The following is a 21,000-nucleotide window of genomic DNA, read 5'->3' on the forward strand; positions in this document are numbered from 1 at the left end:
CGCATCTGTCGCACAATCTTTGTGCGGTATTGCTTAAAGAAAAGCAGTCACCACGGCTGTGGAAAATGACACAGAAATGAGGAATCTCCAATGAGCGATATGATAAAGGGTACCATGATCTCCTATCGTCCGGACATCAAAGTGCTGGACGCTACCATTCGGGACGGCGGACTGGTAAACAACTTTGAGTTTACAGACGACTTTGTCCGGAAGCTGTATCTGACCAATGTACGTGCCGGTGTCGATGTGATGGAAATCGGCTATCTGGCAGATCCGGAGCTGTTCGAGGAATCCAAGTTCGGCAAGTGGAAGTTCTGCCATGAAGATGCCATTCAGAAGGTGCTGATCGACATTCTCGACCCGAAGATGCAGCTGGCAGTTATGGCAGACGTAGGACGTGCCAACGTGGCACGGGATCTGCCGGACAAAAAGGACAGTATTCTGGATATGGTGCGGATCGCCACCTATATCAACACCATTCCGGCAGCCATTGACATGATCGAAACCTGTACGAAAAAGGGCTATCACACCACAGTGAACATCATGGCAGTTTCCAAGGCACAGGAATCGGAACTGGAAGAAGCACTGGAAATGCTGGGCAAGAGCAGCGTGGAAGTCATCTATCTGGTAGACAGTTACGGTTCGCTGTATCCGCTGCAAATGCGTCAGCTGGCACAGCGGTATCTGGAAGCCGGCGAAAAATACGGCAAGAAGATCGGTATCCACGCCCACAACAACCAGCAGCTGGCATTTGCCAACACTACCGAGTGTGCTATGATGGGTGTCAGCTATCTGGACGCAACCATGGCTGCCATGGGACGCGGTGCCGGAAACTGTGCAATGGAACTGCTGATGGGATTCCTGAAAAATCCGAAGTATGACATCAAGCCGGTGCTGCGGTTTTTGCAGGACGAAATGCAGAAGCTGAAAAATGACGGCGTTGTCTGGGGCTATGACATTCAGTACCTGCTGACCGGTTACCTGAACCAGCATCCGCGGACGGCGATCGCATTCACCAATGAAAAGCGGCAGGATTATTTCACATTCTTTCAGGAATTGCAGGAAAATGAAGTGTGAGCCGGAGAAAATCGGATAAATGAGCAAACCGCCGGCGTACAGAAAAATCTGCGTGCCGGCGGTTTGGATTTTGATGTGGTAAGGATAATGGTGAGGAAATGCGAAGATGTTGCAAAAAAAGTAAAGTGATAATTTTTATTATCGTGCTTTTGACGCTTGGAATCACAACGATATGGATAATGATGCAGCAAAGTACAAATGCCGTTGTTTTGGAAATAGAAAATGCTGTACAGAATGATACATATTATGTGATGTCAGAACATGAACTTGCCGTGGAAGAACGTCTATTGCTGGACGAAAATCAAGTGAAATATGAAGAATATCACTGGAATCAAATTTTTGATGATTATCGGCTGTATTGTTCCCCTACACGTAAAATGTCAATCGAAGAATATTTAGAGGGCTATAAAATACAAAACATAGATGTTCATCGCACATACACGCTGCATAATTTTCATTCCGGATACATTTGGGTTGTGATTCACTTCGATGTTGTTGACAAGGACGGCAATATAATGACAGACAATCAAGGCGGTCCTAAGATGGGAACAAAATTTAAAATAGAAAAACAGAATGGAAAATGGCAAATCACAGACTTTTATGAACAGAATTTCTATGAAACAATGTCAGATAAAATCTACTATCTTCTTCCTAATTGGGATTTGACAAAGCAATAAAAGCGTTTAGAACATACTGAAAAATGCCTACAGTGTTGGAACGGGAATTTCAGAATTTTTCTTCCAATTCCGAACGACTGTCAAATATACCCCAGACTTTTCATCACAAACAGCCACATCGTCAGCGAAAACGCACTGAGCAGGGTGGTCATCATCACGGCACAGGCGGTAATGGTGCCGTCATGCTTCATATTTTTCGCCATGACAAAACAGCTGCACGTGGTGGCACTTCCCAGCATCACCAGAATGGCGATCAGCTTTTCCGTGCGGAATCCCAGCCAGATCGCTGCCGGCAGGAACAGGGCACAGAACAGGAACAGCTTTGCGGCAGAAATGCCCAGCGTCAGCCCCAGCTTGCCCTTGGCGTTCTCCAGCCGGAATGATGCTCCCAGTGCGATCAGTGCCAGCGGTGTCGCCATATTTCCCAGATAGGAAACCGACTTTTGCAGAATCGTCGGCTGCGGAATGTGCAGGACAGACCAGAGCATGCCCACTGCGATTCCCAGAATAATGGGATTGGTCACCACGTCTTTCAGAGTTCGCAGCAGCAGCTTCTTGGCGTTGGGAGAGTCATCGTCGTGAGGTGCCGTCAGGGAGAGAATGATGACGGCGGCGATGTTGTACAGGGGTACCGTCCCCACGATCATCAGGGCAGCCATGGTGGCGTGTCCGTAGATGTTGTTGACAAAGGCAATCCCCAGAATGGCGGCACTGCTGCGGTAAGATGCCTGAATGATCTCGCCCCGTTCTGCCCAGTCTTTTCGCGGCAGGGACAGGAGAAAGGCAATGCCGATACTAAGCAGTGTGGCAAAAAAGCAGAACAGCACGAATTTGCCGTCCCACACTGTCTGAAAATCTGCCTTGGACAAGTCCATGAACAGCAGTACCGGCAGCAGTGCCTTAAAGACAAACTGGTTTAGCTTGGCGGTGGTGTGGTCGTCCAGCAGTCCGACTTTTTTCATCAGACCGCCGAATACCATCATGAGAAAGATCGGAATGGTGGCATTCAGACTGAATGAAAGATTTTGCAGGGTAGTTTGCACAGGTTTCACGTCCGTTCTATGAAATATTCAGCGGTTCCCCTAGGGGAACATACTCTAGGGGGTGTTGACACTAAGCCTGACACGTGCCTTTTGGGGTGATTTTTCCCCGTTCGTCGTTAAAAATCCTTGCCGTGCGAAAGCACGCCTGCGAATTTTTGCCTAGAACGGAGAAAAATCACCTCACAAAATTCGCATATCATTATAGTATCAACACTCCCTAGTGTAACGCATTTCGGGCGATTTGTCAAATTTGTAGGAAACGCCAAAAAACACTTCCATGTTTCATGATAATGGACAAACATTCTGTAAAAGTCAATTTGTTTTCTGTCATTGATTGACAAGGTGCAAAAAATGTGTTATAGTAAAAATATATAGAGGTTGATTTCGAGAAAGGGTTGAAAATGCATAACGAGGTGATTGTATGGATATGGACTTTCATGTGAAGAGTTACTGTCAGTTGTTCGACAAACTGCAGAAGAACGTGAAAACAGTAGAAGAACTGTTTTCGCTGCTGAAAGAGCAGATGCAGGAAATAGTGCGTCTTTTTCCGCTGGGAAAGTTTGAAATCCGTTTGATCGTGGCTCCGTCTATACTGGATCCTGAGGGACAGGACGAACGGTTCTTGCTCTATGAGAATGAAGAAGGTTTTGATGAGCCTTGCTGTCGGGAACATGTGCAGATGGACGAAACCTGTAGTGCCGTTTTTGAATATTATCCCGTAAAAGGCACTGCATGGAGTCCGATACAGGAGCAAATGCTGTTGTTTCTGTCCCGTCAGTTGTTCCTGCTGCTGGAACGGGTAAAGCTGGTGCAGCTTCTGGAATGCATTGCAGTGACGGATCTGCTGACCGGTGCTCTCAACACCCGCGGCATCAACGAAACCGGCGGAAAACTGCTGGCACAGGGGAAATTGCAGGAGTATGCCTGTGCATTTCTGAACATTAAGAATTTCAATTACATCAACCGTGCCGTAGGAGCACGGCAGGGTGATATGGTGCTGCGGGAATTTGTACGGCTGGCACGGCAGAAGCTGAAACCAGACGAATATTTCGCACGCATGGGCGGCGACAACTTTGTGCTGCTGGCAAAAAAAGAACGCATGGGAATACTGCTGGAACAAATTGATTGTATGCAGGTGACGGTCCCTTACGAAAATGGCACCAAAACGTTTGACCTGCGTTCCCGTATCGGCGTTTATGATATGCGGGCGGGACAGTCTATGGGAGAAGGCCTCAATGCAGCTTCTACGGCAATGCATGCGGCAAAGATGTCCGGAAAAGCAGATCGTTTCTGCTTCGATGACCAGATGGTAGAGAATGCCCTGCGGCAGAAAGAAGTTTCCCAGATGTTTCCTAAGGCATTGGCAGATCGGGAGTTTGTGGTATACTATCAGCCGAAAGTCACCTTGGTGGACAACCAGCTCTGCGGCTGTGAAGCGTTAGTACGCTGGTTCCGTGACGGTGCTATGGTGCCGCCGATGGACTTCATTCCGGTGCTGGAACGGGAAGGTAGCGTCTGCAAGCTGGACTTTTATGTGCTGGAACAGGTTTGCCGAGATGTGCGGGACTGGAAGGCGAAAGGCATCGAACCGGTGCGGATCTCTGTCAACTTTTCCAAGGTGCATCTGCAAAATCCACATCTGGCAGAAGAGATTCTGGCGGTGCTTCAGAAATACGAAATTCCTCCCAAGTATATCGAAGTAGAACTGACCGAGATGTCCGGCTATGAGAACTATAAAACCCTGCTCAATTTCGTCAGGGCAATGCGTGCCAACGGCGTGAGCACTTCTATTGACGACTTCGGTACAGGTTATTCCTCGTTGAATCTGCTGAAAGACCTGAACGTGGATATTATCAAGCTGGATAAATCGTTCCTCAGCAGCTTGGAGAATCACCGGAAAAATGATGTGATCGTCATCAAGAACATCATTAAAATGGTGAATGAACTGGACATGGAAGTCATTGCAGAGGGCGTGGAAACCGTCAAGCAGGCGGAATTCCTGCGGGGCATGCACTGCTGTATGGCACAGGGCTTCCTGTTCGACCGTCCGCTGCCTCACGACGATTTCGAAAAGCGGCTAAGCGGCGACCATGTGTACAGTCTGGAAAAAGCCGGAGCATAACAGAAAATATTGACGAATATGTGACAGCCCGCAGGTGTGTGCCTGCGGGTTGTTTTGCGTTACAGATGCCGGACGACTTCTGTTTTTTCTTAAAATTTTATCCTTTCCTTTGCATCTTTTCAAAGCCGCTGCCGCAGACTTGACAACTACGCCTGTTTTTTGCTATAATAGTACAGTATAATGGAAATGTCGGATAAGGGCAGCACCGACAGGCAGCTTTATGCGGCATTTCCCTAAGGAATCGTACTTGTGAATGTATGGCTTGCCGTGTATTTGCAGTGCCAACTACGAAAGGAATGATATTGAATGGGACTGACCCTGACGGAAAAGATCCTGAAAGCACATCTGGTGGAAGGTGAAATGGTAAAGGGTTCCGAAATCGGAATCCGGATCGACCAGACCCTGACACAGGACGCAACCGGTACAATGGCATATCTGGAATTTGAGGCAATGGGCGTTCCGCGTGTACGTACAGAACGCAGCGTGGCATACATCGACCACAACACCCTCCAGAACGGCTTTGAAAATGCAGATGACCACCGCTTTATCGGCAGCGTTGCAAAGAAGCACGGCATTTATTTTTCCCGTCCCGGCAACGGTATCTGCCATCAGGTACATCTGGAGCGTTTCGGCGTTCCGGGAAAGACCCTGATCGGCTCTGACAGCCATACCCCGACTGGCGGTGGTATCGGTATGATCGCGATGGGTGCCGGCGGTCTGGACGTTGCAGTGGCAATGGGCGGCGGTACTTACTACATTACCTGCCCGAAGGTGGTAAAGGTAGAGCTGACCGGCAAGCTGTCCCCGTGGGTAGCGGCAAAAGATGTCATTCTGGAAGTACTGCGTCGCATGTCCGTAAAGGGCGGTGTCGGCAAGGTCATTGAATACTGCGGCGAGGGTGTCAAGACTCTGTCTGTTCCGGAACGTGCAACCATTACCAACATGGGTGCAGAACTGGGTGCGACCACTTCTATTTTCCCGTCGGACGAGGTGACCAAGCAGTTCCTCGAAGCACAGGGCAGAGGCGAAGTCTGGAGCGAACAGAAGGCAGATGCCGATGCAGTTTATGATGAAGAACTGCACATTGATCTGAGCGAATTGGTGCCCTTGGCTGCATGTCCGCATTCTCCGGACAATGTCAAGACCGTGGCAGAGATCGGCAAGCTGAAGATCGATCAGGTCTGCATCGGCTCCTGCACCAACTCCTCCCTGCTGGATATGATGAAAGTGGCTCATATCCTCAAGGGCAAGACTGTCAATCCGGACGTTTCTCTGGCAATCGCTCCTGGCTCCAAGCAGGTGCTGAACATGATGGCAGATATGGGCATTCTGGGCACCCTGATCGCAGCCGGTGCAAGAATTCTGGAAAGTGCCTGCGGTCCGTGCATCGGTATGGGACAGTCCCCGAACTCCGGCGGTATTTCCCTGCGTACCTTTAACCGGAACTTCCTCGGACGCTCCGGAACCAAGGACGGTCAGATCTATCTGGTTTCTCCGGAACTGGCTGCATATTCTGCACTGACCGGTTATCTGAGCGACCCGAGAGAACTGGGCGAAATGCCGGACTTCGTGCTGCCGGAAAAATTCACCGTCAACGACAACATGATCGTTCTGCCGGCACCGGAAGAAGAAATGGACAAGGTGGAGATCCTCCGCGGACCGAACATCAAGCCGTTTCCGGAAACGGCTCCGCTGGAAGCAACGATCGAAGCTGGCTGCTCACTGAAGGTCGGCGACAACATCACCACCGACCACATCATGCCGGCAGGTGCAAAGATTCTGCCGCTGCGTTCCAACATTCCGGCAATTTCGCAGCACTGCTTCACAGTTTGCGATGAAGCATTCCCGAAGCGTGCCAAGGAAATGGGACAGAGCATTATCGTAGGCGGCTCCAACTATGGACAGGGTTCTTCCCGTGAGCATGCCGCACTGGCTCCGCTGTATCTGGGTGTCAAGGCAGTTCTGGTCAAGAGTTTTGCCCGTATCCACCGTGCAAACCTCATCAACGCCGGCATTCTGCCGCTGACCTTCGTCAACGAAGCAGACTATGAGAAGATCTCGCAGGGCGACGTACTGGAACTGGCAGATATTCGCAAGCATATCGAAGCCGGCGAAACCACACTGACACTGGTCAACAAGACTACCGGTGCAGAGATTCCGGTACTGTGCGAACTGACCGGACGCACCAAGGACATCATTCTGGCAGGTGGTCTGCTGGATTACACCCGCGACAAGCTGAGCAAGTAAGTGGCTGATCCGGAAACGAAAAAGAAAATCGAAAGATACCGGCAATTCCGGAAAGATTACGGGAATCATTTGTTTGCCGTGTTGATGATCGTCTTTGTCTATGCAATGCTTACCGATCATGACATCATGGACTATTTGCATCTGCTGCGGGAACGTCCGGTTTCCGGAATCGGGCTGGCAGTACTGTTGCTGCTGGTTGCTGCCGGTCTGTATGTGCTGAGAAAGCTGCTGCGGGAACTGCGGCAGGATCGGGAGAAACGGGAATGACAAACACAAAAGGATTTCTCAACCGCAACCAGCTGAAATATCTGGTGATCGCAGCCATGCTCATTGACCATATTGCGTGGGCATTTGTTCCTACAGCGTCGCTGCTGGGGCAGGTGATGCACATCATCGGGCGGCTGACCGGTCCGACTATGGCGTATATGCTGGCGGAGGGGTATCGCTATACCCGCAACGTAAAGAAATACGCCATGCGGCTGGGTATTTTTGCCGTGATCTCGTGGCTGCCGTTCAGCTATTTCGAAAGCGGCGGCATTCGTCCGGCGTTCGGCGTGATCTATACGCTGTTCCTCAGCCTGCTGGCGATCTGGTTCTGGGACAAGGCAAAATGCTCTGTTTCCGTAAAATGGCTGGCAGTGCTGGTGCTCTGTATCCTGTCTGTGTTTGGCGACTGGGCGATGTTCGATGTGCTGTATGCACTGACCTTTTTCCGGTATCGGGAGAATCCCAGGGAAAAATGGCTGACGTTCAGCGGCATTACACTGGTGTGCTGTGTCAGCATGCTGGGAAATGAACCCATATGGAGCGGACTGTTCCAGCTGGGCATCTTTCTGGTGATACCGTTAATACAATATTGCTACAACGGCGAAAGCGGCAGCAAAAAGCCGTTTCACAAGTGGTTTTTCTATGTGTTCTATCCGCTGCACCTGCTGGTGCTGGGGATTCTTCGTTGGGTGGTGTTTGCGTAAATGAAGCAGGACAGGCAGCAGGAACTGCATTTCGAAGATCTGGCAAAGCAGTTTACGGAAGATATTTCCCGAAGCAAGCGGATATTTTCCATGGAAGATGCCATGCAGGACAACACCATGCGAAAATCCGTGCAGAAGCATCGGCGGAAAATGAAACGGAAAACAGTTCTGGAATACGCAATTGCTTTTTCAGCAATCGCAGTGGGACTACCTGTTTTACTGTGGTATCTGTACCGTCAGTTTTTGCTGTTCCGGCAAATGCCGGAGGTGGTGCAGTTCTACTTGCAGCGTCCGGTTCTGGGCGTGGCAACGCTTCTGGGCGGCGGTTTGTTTGCATGGGCACTGTACCATGTGAAAAAATAAGAGCCTGTAGGAAAGGTGTGGACAAGCATGTTCGGATTCTTCAAAAAGAAAAAAGCACCGGAGCAGGTATCTGATATGTCGTGTGTTCTGGCAATAGCCGACTGTATCAGCCGCAGCAATCCGGCAGTGCATGCTGCTCTGCGGCGTGGACATTGACAGTGATGACTTACAGTTGATTTTGGTGACAACCGCGGAATATGACAAAATTTCTGCGTTGGCAGAACAAGCCGGACACCGCATTGCTCCGGCGGAAACATTGTAATGCCTAAACGCAATGAGAAACAATTTGAGGAGGAAAATCAAATGGCAAAAATTCAGATGAAAACGCCGCTGGTCGAGATGGACGGCGACGAGATGACCCGTGTTCTGTGGAAGTGGATCAAGGACATTCTGCTGACACCGTATGTAGACCTGAAGACCGAATACTACGATCTGGGGCTGGAATATCGGGAAAAGACCAAGGATCAGGTAACGGTAGACAGTGCCAACGCCACCAAGAAGTACGGCGTTGCTGTCAAGTGTGCCACCATTACCCCGAACGCTGCAAGAATGCCGGAATACAACCTGTCCCAGATGTGGAAAAGCCCGAACGGCACCATTCGTGCCATTCTGGACGGCACCGTTTTCCGTACTCCGATTCTGGTAAAGGGCGTAGAGCCGTATATCCCGACTTGGACTGCTCCGATCACCATTGCCCGTCACGCTTACGGTGATGTGTATAAGAACACCGAAATGAAGGTAAAGCAGGGCTCTAAGGCAGAACTGGTCGTTACCGATGCAGAGGGCAACGAGAGCCGCGAACTGATCTTCAACTTTGAGGATACCGACGGCATCATTCAGGGTCTGCACAACAAGAACAACTCGATTGCCGGCTTTGCACGGGCATGCTTCAACTATGGTTTGGATCTGCATCAGGACGTTTGGTTTGCAACCAAAGATACCATTTCCAAGAAGTACGACCACACCTTCAAGGATATTTTCCAGGAGATCTACGACAACGAGTACAAGGAAAAGTTCGAAGCAGCAGGCATTGAATATTTCTACACTCTGATCGACGATGCAGTGGCTCGTGTGATTCGTTCTCACGGCGGCTACATCTGGGCTTGCAAGAACTATGACGGCGATGTAATGTCCGATATGGTTTCTACCGCTTACGGTTCTCTGGCAATGATGACTTCTGTTCTGGTTTCTCCGGACGGCATCTATGAATATGAGGCTGCACACGGCACTGTGCAGCGGCACTATTACAAGTACCTCAAGGGCGAAGAAACTTCCACTAACTCTGTGGCAACGATCTTTGCATGGAGCGGTGCACTGCGGAAACGCGGCGAAATGGACAACCTGCCGGAACTGATCGCTTTCGCAGACAAGCTGGAAAAGGCAACCATTCAGACGATCGAAGACGGTGTCATGACCGGCGACCTGTATCTGATCTCCAAGCTGGAGAACAAGAAGAAGGTCAACTCCAAGGAATTCCTGGAAGCAATCAACGAGCGTCTGGTAAAGCTGATGGCGTAAGAACCGGCTTACAGAATGGAAATCGGTTTATAGGAGAGCGATTCGTTTGACACAAAAATATGATGCATCGTCGTCTGTCGTGCGGCGGCTGCCCCGTTATTATCGGCTTCTGGGCGAACTGGAACGAAATGGACAGGTCCGCACTTCCTCGCGGGAACTGGGCAGGCGGCTGGGTATGACGGCATCGCAGATTCGGCAGGATCTCTGCTGTTTCGGCTGTTTCGGACAGCAGGGCAGCGGCTATTCCGTGGCGGAACTGCGGGAAAATTTACAGAAGATCATGGGTCTGACGGAACAGCTTCCGGCGATCGTGGTCGGTGCAGGCAGTCTGGGAAAAGTGGTTTCGGAAAACGTCCGCTTTGAACAGCGTGGCTTCCGGCTGGTGGGGATTTTCGACATCAAGCCGGAACTCATCGGCAGACAGCTTGCCGGACTGCCGATCCAGTCCATGGACGAATTGGATGATTTTTGTGCTGCCAATCAGCCGGCAGCTGCGGTGCTGTGTCTGCCGAAAGAATCGGCACAGGCAGTGGCGGAACGGCTGGTTTCGCTGGGAGTACGGGGACTGTGGAATTTCAGTCACTGTGACCTCGCCGTGGAGCAGGCACAGGTTGTGACCATGCATCTGGACGACAGCCTGATGACGCTTTCTTATAAGCTGCATAATCTATAAGCCAAAAGGGTACCGGTTTCAATAGGAACCTGTGCCCTTTTTTGGAAAGATGGAAAGGAAAGATGACCATGTCACAGACACAAGATACCTCTGTCATTCTGGTGTGTGCCGGAAACGCCACCAGAATGCAGGGAAAAAATAAGATTCTTCTCCCGCTGGGAGATACTAACGTCATCGGTATGAGCATGCGTGCATTCGAAGCCTGCCCCAGAGTGGCAGAGATCATTGTAGTGGCACGCCCTGCCGACCATGATGCCATTCGGGAAACCGCAGAGCAGTGCGGCATCACCAAGTTTCACGCCATTGTTGCCGGCGGTTCGACCCGACAGGAAAGCGTTATGTGCGGACTGCGGGCACTGTCCAAGGGCACGACAATGATCGCCGTACACGACGGTGCAAGACCGCTGGTCAAAACGGAGCAGATCGCACAGGTGATTCAGGACGCATCTGTATTCGGCGGGGCAACACTGGGCGTGCCGGTGAAAGATACCATTAAAGTTGTCAACGACCGGCTGATCGTGGACACCCCGTACCGTCCCCACCTGTACATCACCCAGACACCGCAGGTGTTCAAGCGGCAGCTGTACTTTGAAGCAGTGACGTTTGCCGAGGAGCATGCACTGGATTTCACCGATGACTGCCAGCTGATCGAGGCAATCAACTGCAAGGTCTACATGACCGAGGGGGACTATATCAACATCAAGATCACCACGCCGGAGGACATCGCCATTGCAGAGATTCTGCTGGCACGGCAGAAGGAGGAAGCATAAATGGAGAGATTACCGTTTCGGATCGGGCACGGCTATGACGTGCACCGCCTTGTGGAAAACAGAAAGCTGATTCTGGGCGGCGTAGAGATTCCCTATGAAAAGGGACTGCTGGGGCACTCTGATGCAGACGTGCTGCTCCATGCGGTTTCCGATGCTCTGCTGGGGGCGTTGGCACTGGGGGACATCGGCAAGCATTTCCCCGATACAGATCCTGCCTATGCCGGTGCTGACAGCCTGAAGCTGCTGGAACTGGTGGTGGAAAAAGTGCGGGAACAAGGCTATGCAGTAGGCAATCTGGACGCAACGGTGCTGTGCCAGAAGCCGAAGCTTGCCCCTTATATCGACTCCATGCGGGAAAAGATCGCAGCAGCATGCGGCGTATCCGCAGAGCAGGTCAGTGTAAAAGCAACCACGGAAGAAAAGCTGGGCTTTACCGGCGAAGGACTGGGCATTTCTGCTCACTGTGTGTGCCTGCTGGTAAAGGCATAACAGACTCTTGTATTTCACAAAAATGCTCGTGAATACATCAAGTATTCACTCTGCTTTTTGCTCCATCTGACGGAAAATTTGACGACGCATCTGTCGCACAATCTTTGTGCGGTATTGACGTAACTCCTGTCACCCCATTGCTGTCCCTTTGCATATACTGAAACGGGGAAGTGTTTCCCCGATTTTATTGCAAAGGGGTGAGAAGATGTTGGAATGTAAGGCGGCAATGGTTTCGTATACGCAGGCAAATCGGGCAAAACGGGTGTTGCAGCAGCATGGCATCTCCAGTGCGATCTACCGGCTGGAGCATCTGGGGCCAGAGGGCTGCGGCTTTGTCCTGAACGCGAATGCAGACTGCGGCCGTGTATCCGCACTTCTGTCCAGAGAGGGGATCCCGTTCCGGAGTCCTCAAGAGGGGCGTGATGTCCGGTGACAGTCAATTTTGATAATGCAGCGACCACGTATCCCAAGCCGCCGGAGGTTCGCCGTGCGGTGGCAGATGCAGTGGTACGCTATGGAAACGCCGGACGCGGCGGGCATGTGATCGCGGAACGCACGTCGGAACTGGTCTATCACGCCAGAGAAACCGTGGCGGAATTTTTTGATGCCAAGGTAGAGAATACGATTTTTACCCTGAATTGCACCCACGCTCTGAACGTGGCAATTCAGGGCATTCTCAAATCCGGCGACCATGTGATCTTCAGCGACTTGGAACACAACTCGGTCTACCGTCCCATTATGGCACTGGCACGGGCAGGAAAGGTCACCTACAGCATGCTGGAGGTTTCTGCCGACAACAGCGAAACGCTGCGGCGGCTGGCGGGATTGGTTCGACCAAATACCAAGGCGGTGGTCTGCACCATTGCCAGCAACGTGACGGGGCAGATCCTGCCCTATCGGGAAATCGCCCAGTTCTGCCGCAGCCGGAACATCTGCATGATCGCAGACGGGGCACAGGCATGCGGGATCCTGCCCCTGTCATTGGAACGGGACGGCATGCATATCCTGTGTACCGCCGGTCACAAGGGGCTGTACGGCAGCACCGGCACGGGAATCCTCATGACAGACTGCACATTTCCCATACAGCCGCTGATGCAGGGCGGCACAGGCAGTGCTTCCCGCAGTCCGGAGCAGCCGGACTTTTTGCCGGATCGTCTGGAATGCGGCACGCTGAACGTGATCGGAGCTGCGTCCCTCTGTGCCGGCATCGACTTTGTGCGGCGGCAGACGGTGGCAGGCTTGTACCGTCACGAGAGCCACCTCTGCCAGCTGCTCTGCGATGCACTGGCGGAGATACCGGAGATCACGGTCTACCGGCAGCCGGACGTGGCATATGTGCCCATTGTTTCCTTTACGGTGGCAGGGGCTTCGCCGGAAGAAACCGCAGACTACCTGAACCGGCAGGGGTTCTGTCTGCGTGCCGGACTGCACTGTGCACCGCTGGCTCACGAAAAGCTGGGCACCAAGGACGGAACAGTTCGGTTCGCTCCGTCGGTGTTCAGCAGGGCATCAGATACGCTGCGGCTGGCGGCAAACCTGAAAAATTATGTCAATATTCTGAAAAGTCCCGAAAACCTATTGAAAAATTCCGGTGATATGTTACAATAGGTATATGGGATATGTTTTGAACAGAAAATCGGCAGACAGGAGGCACAGCATGCCTTTTGTCTGCTACATAGACGAATTGCCAATGACAAAATACAGGAAAGCAGGAAACAGAGCACGCCTGTTGGCTCTGTTCCCTGTTTCCACAGAAGTCGGAAAGGAAGATGATGCACATGGCTTTACGGGATATACTGGATATGATTTTCAGCGTCATCAAAACAGCACAGCCGGTGGATATACTAGACATACTGGTACTCTCCTATGTGGTATATCTCGGTATGAAACTGATACGGGAAACACGTGCCGGTCAGCTGATCAAGGGTATTTTTCTGTTGCTTCTCGTGTACATTATCGCTTCATGGATCAACATGAAAGCCATTTCCTATCTTCTTTCCGAAACGCTGAATATTGGCTTGATCGCTCTGATCATTTTGTTCCAGCCGGAGCTGCGGCGAACGCTGGAAAAGGCAGGGTATACCAAACTGGGACTGCGGTTCAGCGGCAGCTCCAACGTGGACAGCGGTGTGTGGAGCCGCACCATTGATGTGATTTGCGATGCCTGTGTAGAACTCTCGGCGACCTCGACCGGAGCACTGATCGTCATTGAACGGCAGACACGTCTGGGAGAACAGATCGACAACGGCACGATACTCGATGCGATTCCCAGCAAGGAATTATTCGGGAATATCTTTTTCAACAAAACGCCGCTGCATGACGGTGCAGTGATTATTCGGGACGGCAAGATTCTGGCGGCAGCATGCTTTCTCCCCAAGCCTCAGAAAGAGGAACTTATCAATAAGCGGCTGGGTTCCCGCCATCGTGCGGCGATCGGCATGAGCGAAAACTCTGATGCCATTGTGATCGTGGTTTCAGAGGAAACCGGTGCCATTTCCGTGGCGGAAAACGGCGTGCTGAAAAGCGGCTTTACGCGGGAATCCCTCCACCAGCTTCTGACCAAGCGGCTGATTACCGCCAGCGAGGAAACCACGATCGGAAAGGTGGCACGGAAGATCCCGTTCCTCAAACGGCACCACAAGGACGACGGAAAGGAGAAGGACAATGCCCAAAAATCTCTGGAAGAACCGACAGAAAAAGACATCACAGAAGAATCAGAGCAGCGGCACTAATGGGACATTGTTCCAGCGGCTGTACGAGAGCCGTCCGGCAATGATGGCAACTTCGGTGGCGATTGCCATTGTTCTCTGGTTTGTGATCTCCATTGCCATTTATCCGACCACACCCCGTACCCTGCACCATGTGCCGCTGAAAGTGGAAATTGCCGGCACTTCTGCCGAGGAAAACGGACTCAGCGTCATCGACTATGACGTACAGGACGTGACGGTCCAGATCGAGGGCAACCGCTCCAAGGTGGGCAACATCGATGCGAACAATCTGACGGCAACGGCTGTGGTGGAAAATGTCACCTCTGCCGGCACGAAAAAGCTTTCCATTACGGTCAGCGGCAATGAAAACGAACAGTTCAATGTCAAGTCCATTTCGCCAGCTACAGTGAATGTGACCTTTGATAAAATCGAAACCTATACCTTTGAGATCAAGGCTTCTGCTCCGAATCTGACATTTGCAGACGGCTGTGTGCTGGACGAGGAGAACTTCGCCTGCACACCGTCTACCATTGATGTCACCGGTCCCCAGCAGCAGCTGAATCAAGTGGCATACTGCGTGGCAGAAACTCAGCAAAAGGAGCAGCTGAGTGCCTCCAAAATTCTGACCACAGATACGCTGCTCTTCTATAATGAAGCAGGCACACAGGTAGACTCCACAGATTTTACCTATGATGTGGCGGCGTTCTCGCTGGAAGTGCCGGTACTGTATCAGAAAACCATGGACATCACCTATCAGATCACCAATGCACCGGCAAACTTCGATCTGGAAGCTCTGAAAAAGCGGCTGAACCTGTCAGAACAGCAGATCACCCTCGCAGCACCCAATACTTCTATGGAGGAAATGAGCGAGTTCAATATTGGTTCAGTGGCTCTGCGGGATATTGATCTGAACTACTCCAATGACTTCGTAGTCAATGTGCCGGACGACTATGTGAACCAGTCCGGATTCTCTACCGTGACACTGGCACTGGATTCCACAGATCTGGTGAAAAAGGATTTTGTCATCTCGGATATTGGCGTAGTCAACGCACCGGCAACGTATAATTTCAATGTGTTGACCCAGCAGCTGAAAGTCAGCATTATCGGTCCGGCTGATGTGATGGAAACGCTGGATGCCAGCGACCTCACCGCCAACGTGGATCTGCTGAGTTACTCCACGCAGGCGGGAGCCGTAGACGGTGACACGGTGACCTTTAATTATACGCCTACGATCACTTGCAGCAAGTACAATACCGTATGGGCAACTGGTGATTATCGTGTTGCAGTGCAGGGCGTGCGGACATCGGGCAATCCGACTGTGAATTCCGAACAAACGCAGTCAGATCTGTCGGAAAATAGCAATCATTAACAAGGGAAAGATTGGATAAAGTATAAATGAAAAGGCGGCGTTTCAAAGAGCTGCCTTTTCTTTTTTTATTTAAAGTCGTATTTTTGTTTCTATGTGAAATACTTTTATGCAACATGCACAAAACAAAACACATAAATTCTCCTGCCAAGTTCGAATGTTAATAGTTTATACATTTACATTCGAGGGGAAAGTTGTTATAATAGTGTATAGCTAAAAAATGAATGTGTCATTTTTGAAGCGTAAACGCCGCGGACAGTCTGCCGTCCACGGCGGACAATAAGACAGCTGATTGCATATCAGCTGACATTCGTGCATACAAAAGAAATTGGGACTGATGAAAACCAATTAAAAGAAAAAGGAGCGATATATATGAGCAAGATCATTCGCAAAAGAGTCAGTGCACTGCTTGTCAGTGCACTTATGGTGGCAAGTTCTGTTACAGTTACTTCCGGCAGCTTTTTTGTTGAAGCAGCAGGAAGTACTGTAACGATCGGAAAGACACTGGAAACCTCCGTTCCGAATCCGGAGGACAAGGACAATCCGCTGAACGCAGACAAGTGCACATATATGTGCAAGGCTGCAACTGATGCGTATACTTCGTTTACAGATACCAAGGGCAAGTCGCCAGCGGATATTTGCGGCGACAGCATCACCACCTTGCAGTTTAATCTGAAGTCTGATCAGATGGTCACAGATTTCTCCTACTACTTTGGTGCATCGGACACCAAGGCAAACGGCTACTGGTGGGGCTTTGAGAAAACGGATTCCAAGGGTGCTATCAAGTGCACACCGTATGCCAAGGAATTTTCTGTAGTTGTAGAACTGCCGTCCAGTGTAGCCAAGGAGCTGACTAGCAATAAGAATGCAAAGTTCCAGTTCCAGAACTGCTATACCGGACTGATTGACGAAGAAGACCAGTCCACCCGTACACAGGATGCCAGCATTGAATTGGTTTCCATTACGGTAAACGGTACGGAAGATACCAGCAACGGTGAAAAGCCGTGGTGGATCAAGGTCGTTGACCCGACTCTGCCGAAGGGCGAGGAAAACACCGGCGGTCTGTACTACTCCAGTGCAAACGGCAACGGTGAGATCAGTTCCGTAGAGCAGAACGGTGACACTATGACTGTTAAGTCGCTGCACTCCCTGAAGCTGGATAATCTGGACATCAAGCTGACACCGGGTGACAACTGCAGCGAAGAATATTATGCTTCTGATGCATTCAAAGAAAAGAACAACGGTGTGGCTTATGAATCTGAATCGCAGATTCGTGAAGCTGGTCTGCCGCTGAACAGCCACAAGTTTACTTATGGTGAATTCAATTTCATTCCGGGTGCAACCGTTGCCAGCAATGCAAAGGTAAAGTCCCTGAGCGTTACCATCAAGCTGGACGATGAAAGTGCAAATGTAAACCGCTTTATGTATGGCGGCGGTCTGAACGTGAAGTATAAGAGCCTTGCAGATACAGAGTATGCGAAGGAGCAGGCTGGTCTGAAGGGCGGTTCCGGCGAAGGCGGCGTAGCCAAGACGGTAGGTTATTGGTACAATGATGTTGGTGCAGAAACACTGGCAGAATGCACCGAAGCCGGCGTAAAGTGGGGCAACGGCGAAGGCGACTTCAAAGTTGGCGGCGGCACTGATCTGGCAAAACAGGAGATGGGCAGCTACTTCACAGTTACGTGGGACGTTCCGGAACAGGTCGTTGACTGCGAAACACTGGCAGAAAAGAGCCAGATTTCCTTCCAGCTGTGGTATGCAGCTCTGAAGGGCGGCAAGTTTGTGGACTGCAGCATTGTTTCCGCAGCCCTGACTTATGAAGAAAGCATTACATTCCCGTACAGCGGTTCTGCTTCTGTGAAGAACGCAGGTACTGAAATGACCGGTACAGCTGCGGAGATCCCGTATGCAGATTTCGGCATGAAGTATGAAAAGACTGCTGACGTATATGCAGTACAGTTCGATGTAACTACCGATCAGGAAGCAAATCAGGTTCTGGTTGGTGCAGGTACCACGATGCTGGAAAAGGCTGGATTTCCTGACAACTGGTTCCAGTCTGATGACCTGTTTAAGAATGAAGGTCTGAACAGCACAACTCCGGCAATGCTGTATTGGGAAAAGAGCACCGCAGGCAATCGTCCGGACTCTAACGATGACACATTGGCAGATGAGGCGTACAAAGACGCTTCTGGCACAAAGACTTATACTTATATGTGGATCATGCCGCCGTCTGTTGCTGAGGGAATCCGTCAGGAAGAAACCGGCAACCTGCTGAATGCACTGAATTCAGTGGATACCGAATCGGAAGATGCACATCTGAGCTTCGGTGTCTGGTATGCAGGTCTGGGCAGCAAGGAATCCAGCAAGTACACCATTAACAACGTAACCGTTTTCTATGCAGCAGACGACAAGAACAACGAGAAGAAGCTGGATATGTTCGAGGATACTCTCGAAGTACAGGATTCTATCGATGTTGTGATCGGCGAAAGCGAAACTCTGACAGTAAACATTCCGAACTGCACCGGCACCATGGCAGACAGAACCGTTGCAGGTGTAGCAGCAGACAAGGACGACGCTCTGAAGCTGGTTATCACTGGTAAGAATGTTGGCTCTAGCACGCTGACAGTTACCACACCGGGCGGTCAGACGAAGGAAGTTACTGTAAACGTGCTGCCGCAGCAGACTACTGTTACAACAACTGAAACAACCACTACTACTACAACCAGTGCAACGACTACTACAACAGAAAAAATAACTACTACCGTTGGTTCTACAGAAACCACCACTACGACAGAAGAAGTGATCATTCCGCTGTATGGCGATGTGAACTGCGACAGCCGTGTAGACATTACCGATGCAGTTATGCTGAACAAGGCAATTGCCGGTGTTGTAACACTGGGCACCCGTCAGCAGAAGGCAAATGCAGACTGTGACGGCGATGGCGAAATCGCTTCCAACGATGCAGTCGCTTTGCTGAAGTTCCTGGTATCTCTGGTAAAGCAGCTGCCGTATGCAGACTAATGCACACTTGAGCAATTTTCTAATCATTTTATCATAACTCAAAAGAGCCGCAGAGCGAAATGCCCTGCGGCTCTTGTTATTTGCTGGCGGTGTGGGTGAGGGGCTGGTCTGCCTCCTCCAGTTTTTTTCGGAGCTTGCGAATGATCTTCTTTTCCAGTCGGGAGATGTAGGACTGGGAAATGCCAATGGCTTCGGCGACCTCTTTCTGAGTGCGTTCCTTGCCGCCGCAGAGCCCGAACCGCATCTGCATGATCTCCTGTTCCCGCGGTCCCAGTTCTGAAACCGCTGCGAGAAGCATCTCCCGTTCGGCTTCGTTTTCAATGTCGCGGCTGACCACGTCCTCGTCCGTTCCCAGAATATCTGACAGCAGCAGTTCGTTGCCGTCCCAGTCCGCGGAAAGTGGCTCGTCAATGGAGATCTCTCCCCGCAGCTGGGCGTTTTTCCGCAGCACCATGAGGATCTCATTTTCAATGCAGCGGGAGGCGTATGTCGCAAGCTTGATCTTTTTTTCGGGGCAAAATGTTTCCACCGCCTTGATGAGCCCGATCGTGCCAATGGAGATCAGATCCTCCAGTCCCAGACCGGATGATTCGAACTTTTTGGCGATGTATACCACCAGGCGGAGATTGTGCACGATCAGTGTTTCGCGGGCTTCGGTGCTGCCGGCATGCAGCTGGGCGAACACTTCCTGTTCCTCCTCCTTGGACAGCGGCGGGGGAAAGGTGTCAGAGCCGTTGATGTAGTCGATGCGGCAGGGACCGGACAGCAGTTCCCGCAAATGGCAGAGCAGTTTCCGGAACTTCGGAAAATCGATGGTCATAGAAAAAATCTCCTTTCATTCCATGAGCATAGGGTGAAAAATGGCACTTGGCTGCGTGCCGGCAATGCCGACCATGGCGTGTACGCTGCGGCTTTTCTCCGTGGAGAGGTTGCGGATACAGACCTCGTCCGGTCGGAACAGGGGAACCAGTCCCTCTGCGGTCACTGTGGTACAGGGCACCAGCCGGTAGCCGCGAAGCTGTTCCACCGGTGTGCCGGCAAGCAGCGGCTCCAGTGCGGCAGCACTGCACACAATGACAGGCGTACCGGAAAAGGTGTCGGTGAGGTTGTTTCCGGTGTCGGCAAGTCCGTCCAGCATCAAGCGGCGTTCGCCCAGCCGCAGAAAGACCTGAAACCGGCTGTCGGTGTGGCGTTTCCTGCCGCGGAGCAGGGTGCAGAGATGCAGCAGAGAATATGCCGCGGCAGTGAATAGAATCAGCTGAAACAGGGAAAAATCCAGATAACAGCAGCTGTTCCCCCATGTGGCAAAGCCCTTTTGTGTCAGACTGCCGATGCCGAGAATCGCCCCCGCCAGCAGAAAGTTGCAGAGAAAAAAGCAGCCCCACTGGCGGAAGAAACTCTCCCGATGCAGACCGAACGCCATTGTCACGGACAGAGCAGCTGCCAGAAGCTTACACACCAGCTGAAACCATGCCGGCAAGGGCGGCAGCAGGATCAACAGGGAAAACAGGCTGCTCCCCGCCGCTGCCAGTCCGCACCGTATCCAGTGCAAAGGCGTATGCGTCAGTTTTGCCGCAGCACGCAGCAAAAAATAGTTGACATAGAGGCTCTGCAGCAGCAGAACGTCCAGATAGATCGTGGGCACTGTTCATCACCTCTTTCAAGAGTATAGCATGTTTTCCATGCGATACCTGTCGGGAATAGGGGACGGCTGCGGGCGGAAATCGGTGAACAATCTGTGGCTTGACGAGAGGACGGGAAATATGCTATAATAGCAGTGACAAAGGTGTCACAGATGGGGATCTATGGACATCGTTGTCACAGAAGAAAAACCGTCCATGATTCAATGGAACCGACCGGTACAGTCCGCATAAGAAATGCTGCTGTACTTTCCACAAATCTCTCACGCTTTGGAAATCTCAGGGCAATACCGCACAATCTTTGTGCGGTATTGC

General features: G+C 51.3%; 20 protein-coding genes. 17 read left to right on the forward strand and 3 right to left on the reverse strand.

The genetic code is table 11. The features are described from left to right. The first annotated feature begins 90 nt into the window (after positions 1-90). Both RUMCAL_RS02675 and RUMCAL_RS02680 read left to right on the forward strand, forming a co-directional pair. A complete protein-coding gene (locus RUMCAL_RS02675) occupies positions 91-1,077 on the forward strand; it encodes an aldolase catalytic domain-containing protein (RefSeq protein WP_021680936.1) in 987 nt (328 codons plus the stop codon). A gap of 179 nt (positions 1,078-1,256) precedes the next feature. Continuing rightward, positions 1,257-1,754, forward strand: coding sequence for a hypothetical protein (locus RUMCAL_RS02680; RefSeq protein WP_147329994.1), 498 nt, complete (start codon positions 1,257-1,259; stop codon positions 1,752-1,754). Between the two features lie 80 nt (positions 1,755-1,834). Here RUMCAL_RS02680 and RUMCAL_RS02685 read toward each other — a convergent pair whose 3' ends face one another. Next, a complete protein-coding gene (locus RUMCAL_RS02685) occupies positions 1,835-2,785 on the reverse strand; it encodes an AEC family transporter (protein ID WP_040646694.1) in 951 nt (316 codons plus the stop codon). 439 nt (positions 2,786-3,224) lie between these two features. Between RUMCAL_RS02685 and RUMCAL_RS02690 the strand changes: the two genes are divergently transcribed. From RUMCAL_RS02690 to RUMCAL_RS02755, 15 genes are all read left to right on the forward strand, one after another. Beyond that, entirely contained in the window at positions 3,225-4,919 is a 1,695-nt protein-coding gene (locus RUMCAL_RS02690) for a putative bifunctional diguanylate cyclase/phosphodiesterase (RefSeq protein WP_169725978.1), read from the forward strand. A 306-nt stretch (positions 4,920-5,225) separates the two neighbouring features. Next, on the forward strand, positions 5,226-7,166 hold the full coding sequence (locus RUMCAL_RS02695) for an aconitate hydratase (protein ID WP_021680943.1): 1,941 nt from the start codon (positions 5,226-5,228) through the stop codon (positions 7,164-7,166). After that, a complete protein-coding gene (locus RUMCAL_RS02700; RefSeq protein WP_021680944.1) occupies positions 7,167-7,433 on the forward strand; it encodes a hypothetical protein in 267 nt (88 codons plus the stop codon). After that, positions 7,430-8,137 (forward strand): TraX family protein, encoded by a 708-nt coding sequence (locus RUMCAL_RS02705; protein WP_021680945.1) that lies wholly within the window; start codon positions 7,430-7,432, stop codon positions 8,135-8,137. The genes RUMCAL_RS02700 and RUMCAL_RS02705 overlap by 4 nt, the downstream gene beginning before the upstream one ends. Further along, positions 8,138-8,500 carry a hypothetical protein gene (locus RUMCAL_RS02710; RefSeq protein WP_021680946.1) on the forward strand — a complete coding sequence of 121 codons (363 nt, stop codon included), beginning with the start codon at positions 8,138-8,140 and terminating at the stop codon, positions 8,498-8,500. Positions 8,501-8,630: 130 nt separating this feature from the next. Then, entirely contained in the window at positions 8,631-8,762 is a 132-nt protein-coding gene (locus RUMCAL_RS16640; protein ID WP_021680948.1) for a DUF6630 family protein, read from the forward strand. Between the two features lie 41 nt (positions 8,763-8,803). Next, positions 8,804-10,018, forward strand: coding sequence for an NADP-dependent isocitrate dehydrogenase (locus tag RUMCAL_RS02715; protein ID WP_040646684.1), 1,215 nt, complete (start codon positions 8,804-8,806; stop codon positions 10,016-10,018). 46 nt (positions 10,019-10,064) lie between these two features. Further along, the gene (locus tag RUMCAL_RS02720) at positions 10,065-10,691 is read left to right on the forward strand and encodes a redox-sensing transcriptional repressor Rex (protein ID WP_040646686.1); all 627 of its coding nucleotides are present in this window, start codon (positions 10,065-10,067) and stop codon (positions 10,689-10,691) included. A gap of 68 nt (positions 10,692-10,759) precedes the next feature. Beyond that, positions 10,760-11,461 (forward strand): 2-C-methyl-D-erythritol 4-phosphate cytidylyltransferase, encoded by a 702-nt coding sequence (gene ispD, locus RUMCAL_RS02725; RefSeq protein WP_040646688.1) that lies wholly within the window; start codon positions 10,760-10,762, stop codon positions 11,459-11,461. Further along, a complete protein-coding gene (gene ispF, locus RUMCAL_RS02730) occupies positions 11,462-11,950 on the forward strand; it encodes a 2-C-methyl-D-erythritol 2,4-cyclodiphosphate synthase (protein WP_021680952.1) in 489 nt (162 codons plus the stop codon). 205 nt (positions 11,951-12,155) lie between these two features. Further along, positions 12,156-12,383: a hypothetical protein gene (locus RUMCAL_RS02735; protein WP_021680953.1), complete on the forward strand. Its 228-nt coding sequence runs from the start codon at positions 12,156-12,158 to the stop codon at positions 12,381-12,383. Then, on the forward strand, positions 12,380-13,558 hold the full coding sequence (locus RUMCAL_RS02740) for an aminotransferase class V-fold PLP-dependent enzyme (RefSeq protein WP_021680954.1): 1,179 nt from the start codon (positions 12,380-12,382) through the stop codon (positions 13,556-13,558). Before RUMCAL_RS02735 ends, RUMCAL_RS02740 begins: the two co-directional genes overlap by 4 nt. Before the next feature lie 170 nt (positions 13,559-13,728). Next, positions 13,729-14,682 (forward strand): diadenylate cyclase CdaA, encoded by a 954-nt coding sequence (cdaA, locus tag RUMCAL_RS02745; protein WP_242823479.1) that lies wholly within the window; start codon positions 13,729-13,731, stop codon positions 14,680-14,682. Then, on the forward strand, positions 14,615-16,027 hold the full coding sequence (locus RUMCAL_RS02750; RefSeq protein ID WP_040646690.1) for a CdaR family protein: 1,413 nt from the start codon (positions 14,615-14,617) through the stop codon (positions 16,025-16,027). The genes cdaA and RUMCAL_RS02750 overlap by 68 nt, the downstream gene beginning before the upstream one ends. A gap of 369 nt (positions 16,028-16,396) precedes the next feature. Further along, the gene (locus RUMCAL_RS02755) at positions 16,397-19,045 is read left to right on the forward strand and encodes a DUF5620 domain-containing protein (RefSeq protein ID WP_040646692.1); all 2,649 of its coding nucleotides are present in this window, start codon (positions 16,397-16,399) and stop codon (positions 19,043-19,045) included. Positions 19,046-19,121: 76 nt separating this feature from the next. On the opposite strand, the gene sigE is transcribed toward RUMCAL_RS02755, so the two are convergent. Continuing rightward, positions 19,122-19,865, reverse strand: coding sequence for an RNA polymerase sporulation sigma factor SigE (sigE, locus tag RUMCAL_RS02760; RefSeq protein WP_021680959.1), 744 nt, complete (start codon positions 19,863-19,865; stop codon positions 19,122-19,124). Positions 19,866-19,880: 15 nt separating this feature from the next. Then, the gene (locus RUMCAL_RS02765; protein WP_021680960.1) at positions 19,881-20,690 is read right to left on the reverse strand and encodes a sigma-E processing peptidase SpoIIGA; all 810 of its coding nucleotides are present in this window, start codon (positions 20,688-20,690) and stop codon (positions 19,881-19,883) included. Positions 20,691-21,000: the final 310 nt, after the last annotated feature.

Source organism: Ruminococcus callidus ATCC 27760 (assembly GCF_000468015.1).
GTDB lineage: Bacteria > Bacillota > Clostridia > Oscillospirales > Ruminococcaceae > Ruminococcus_C > Ruminococcus_C callidus.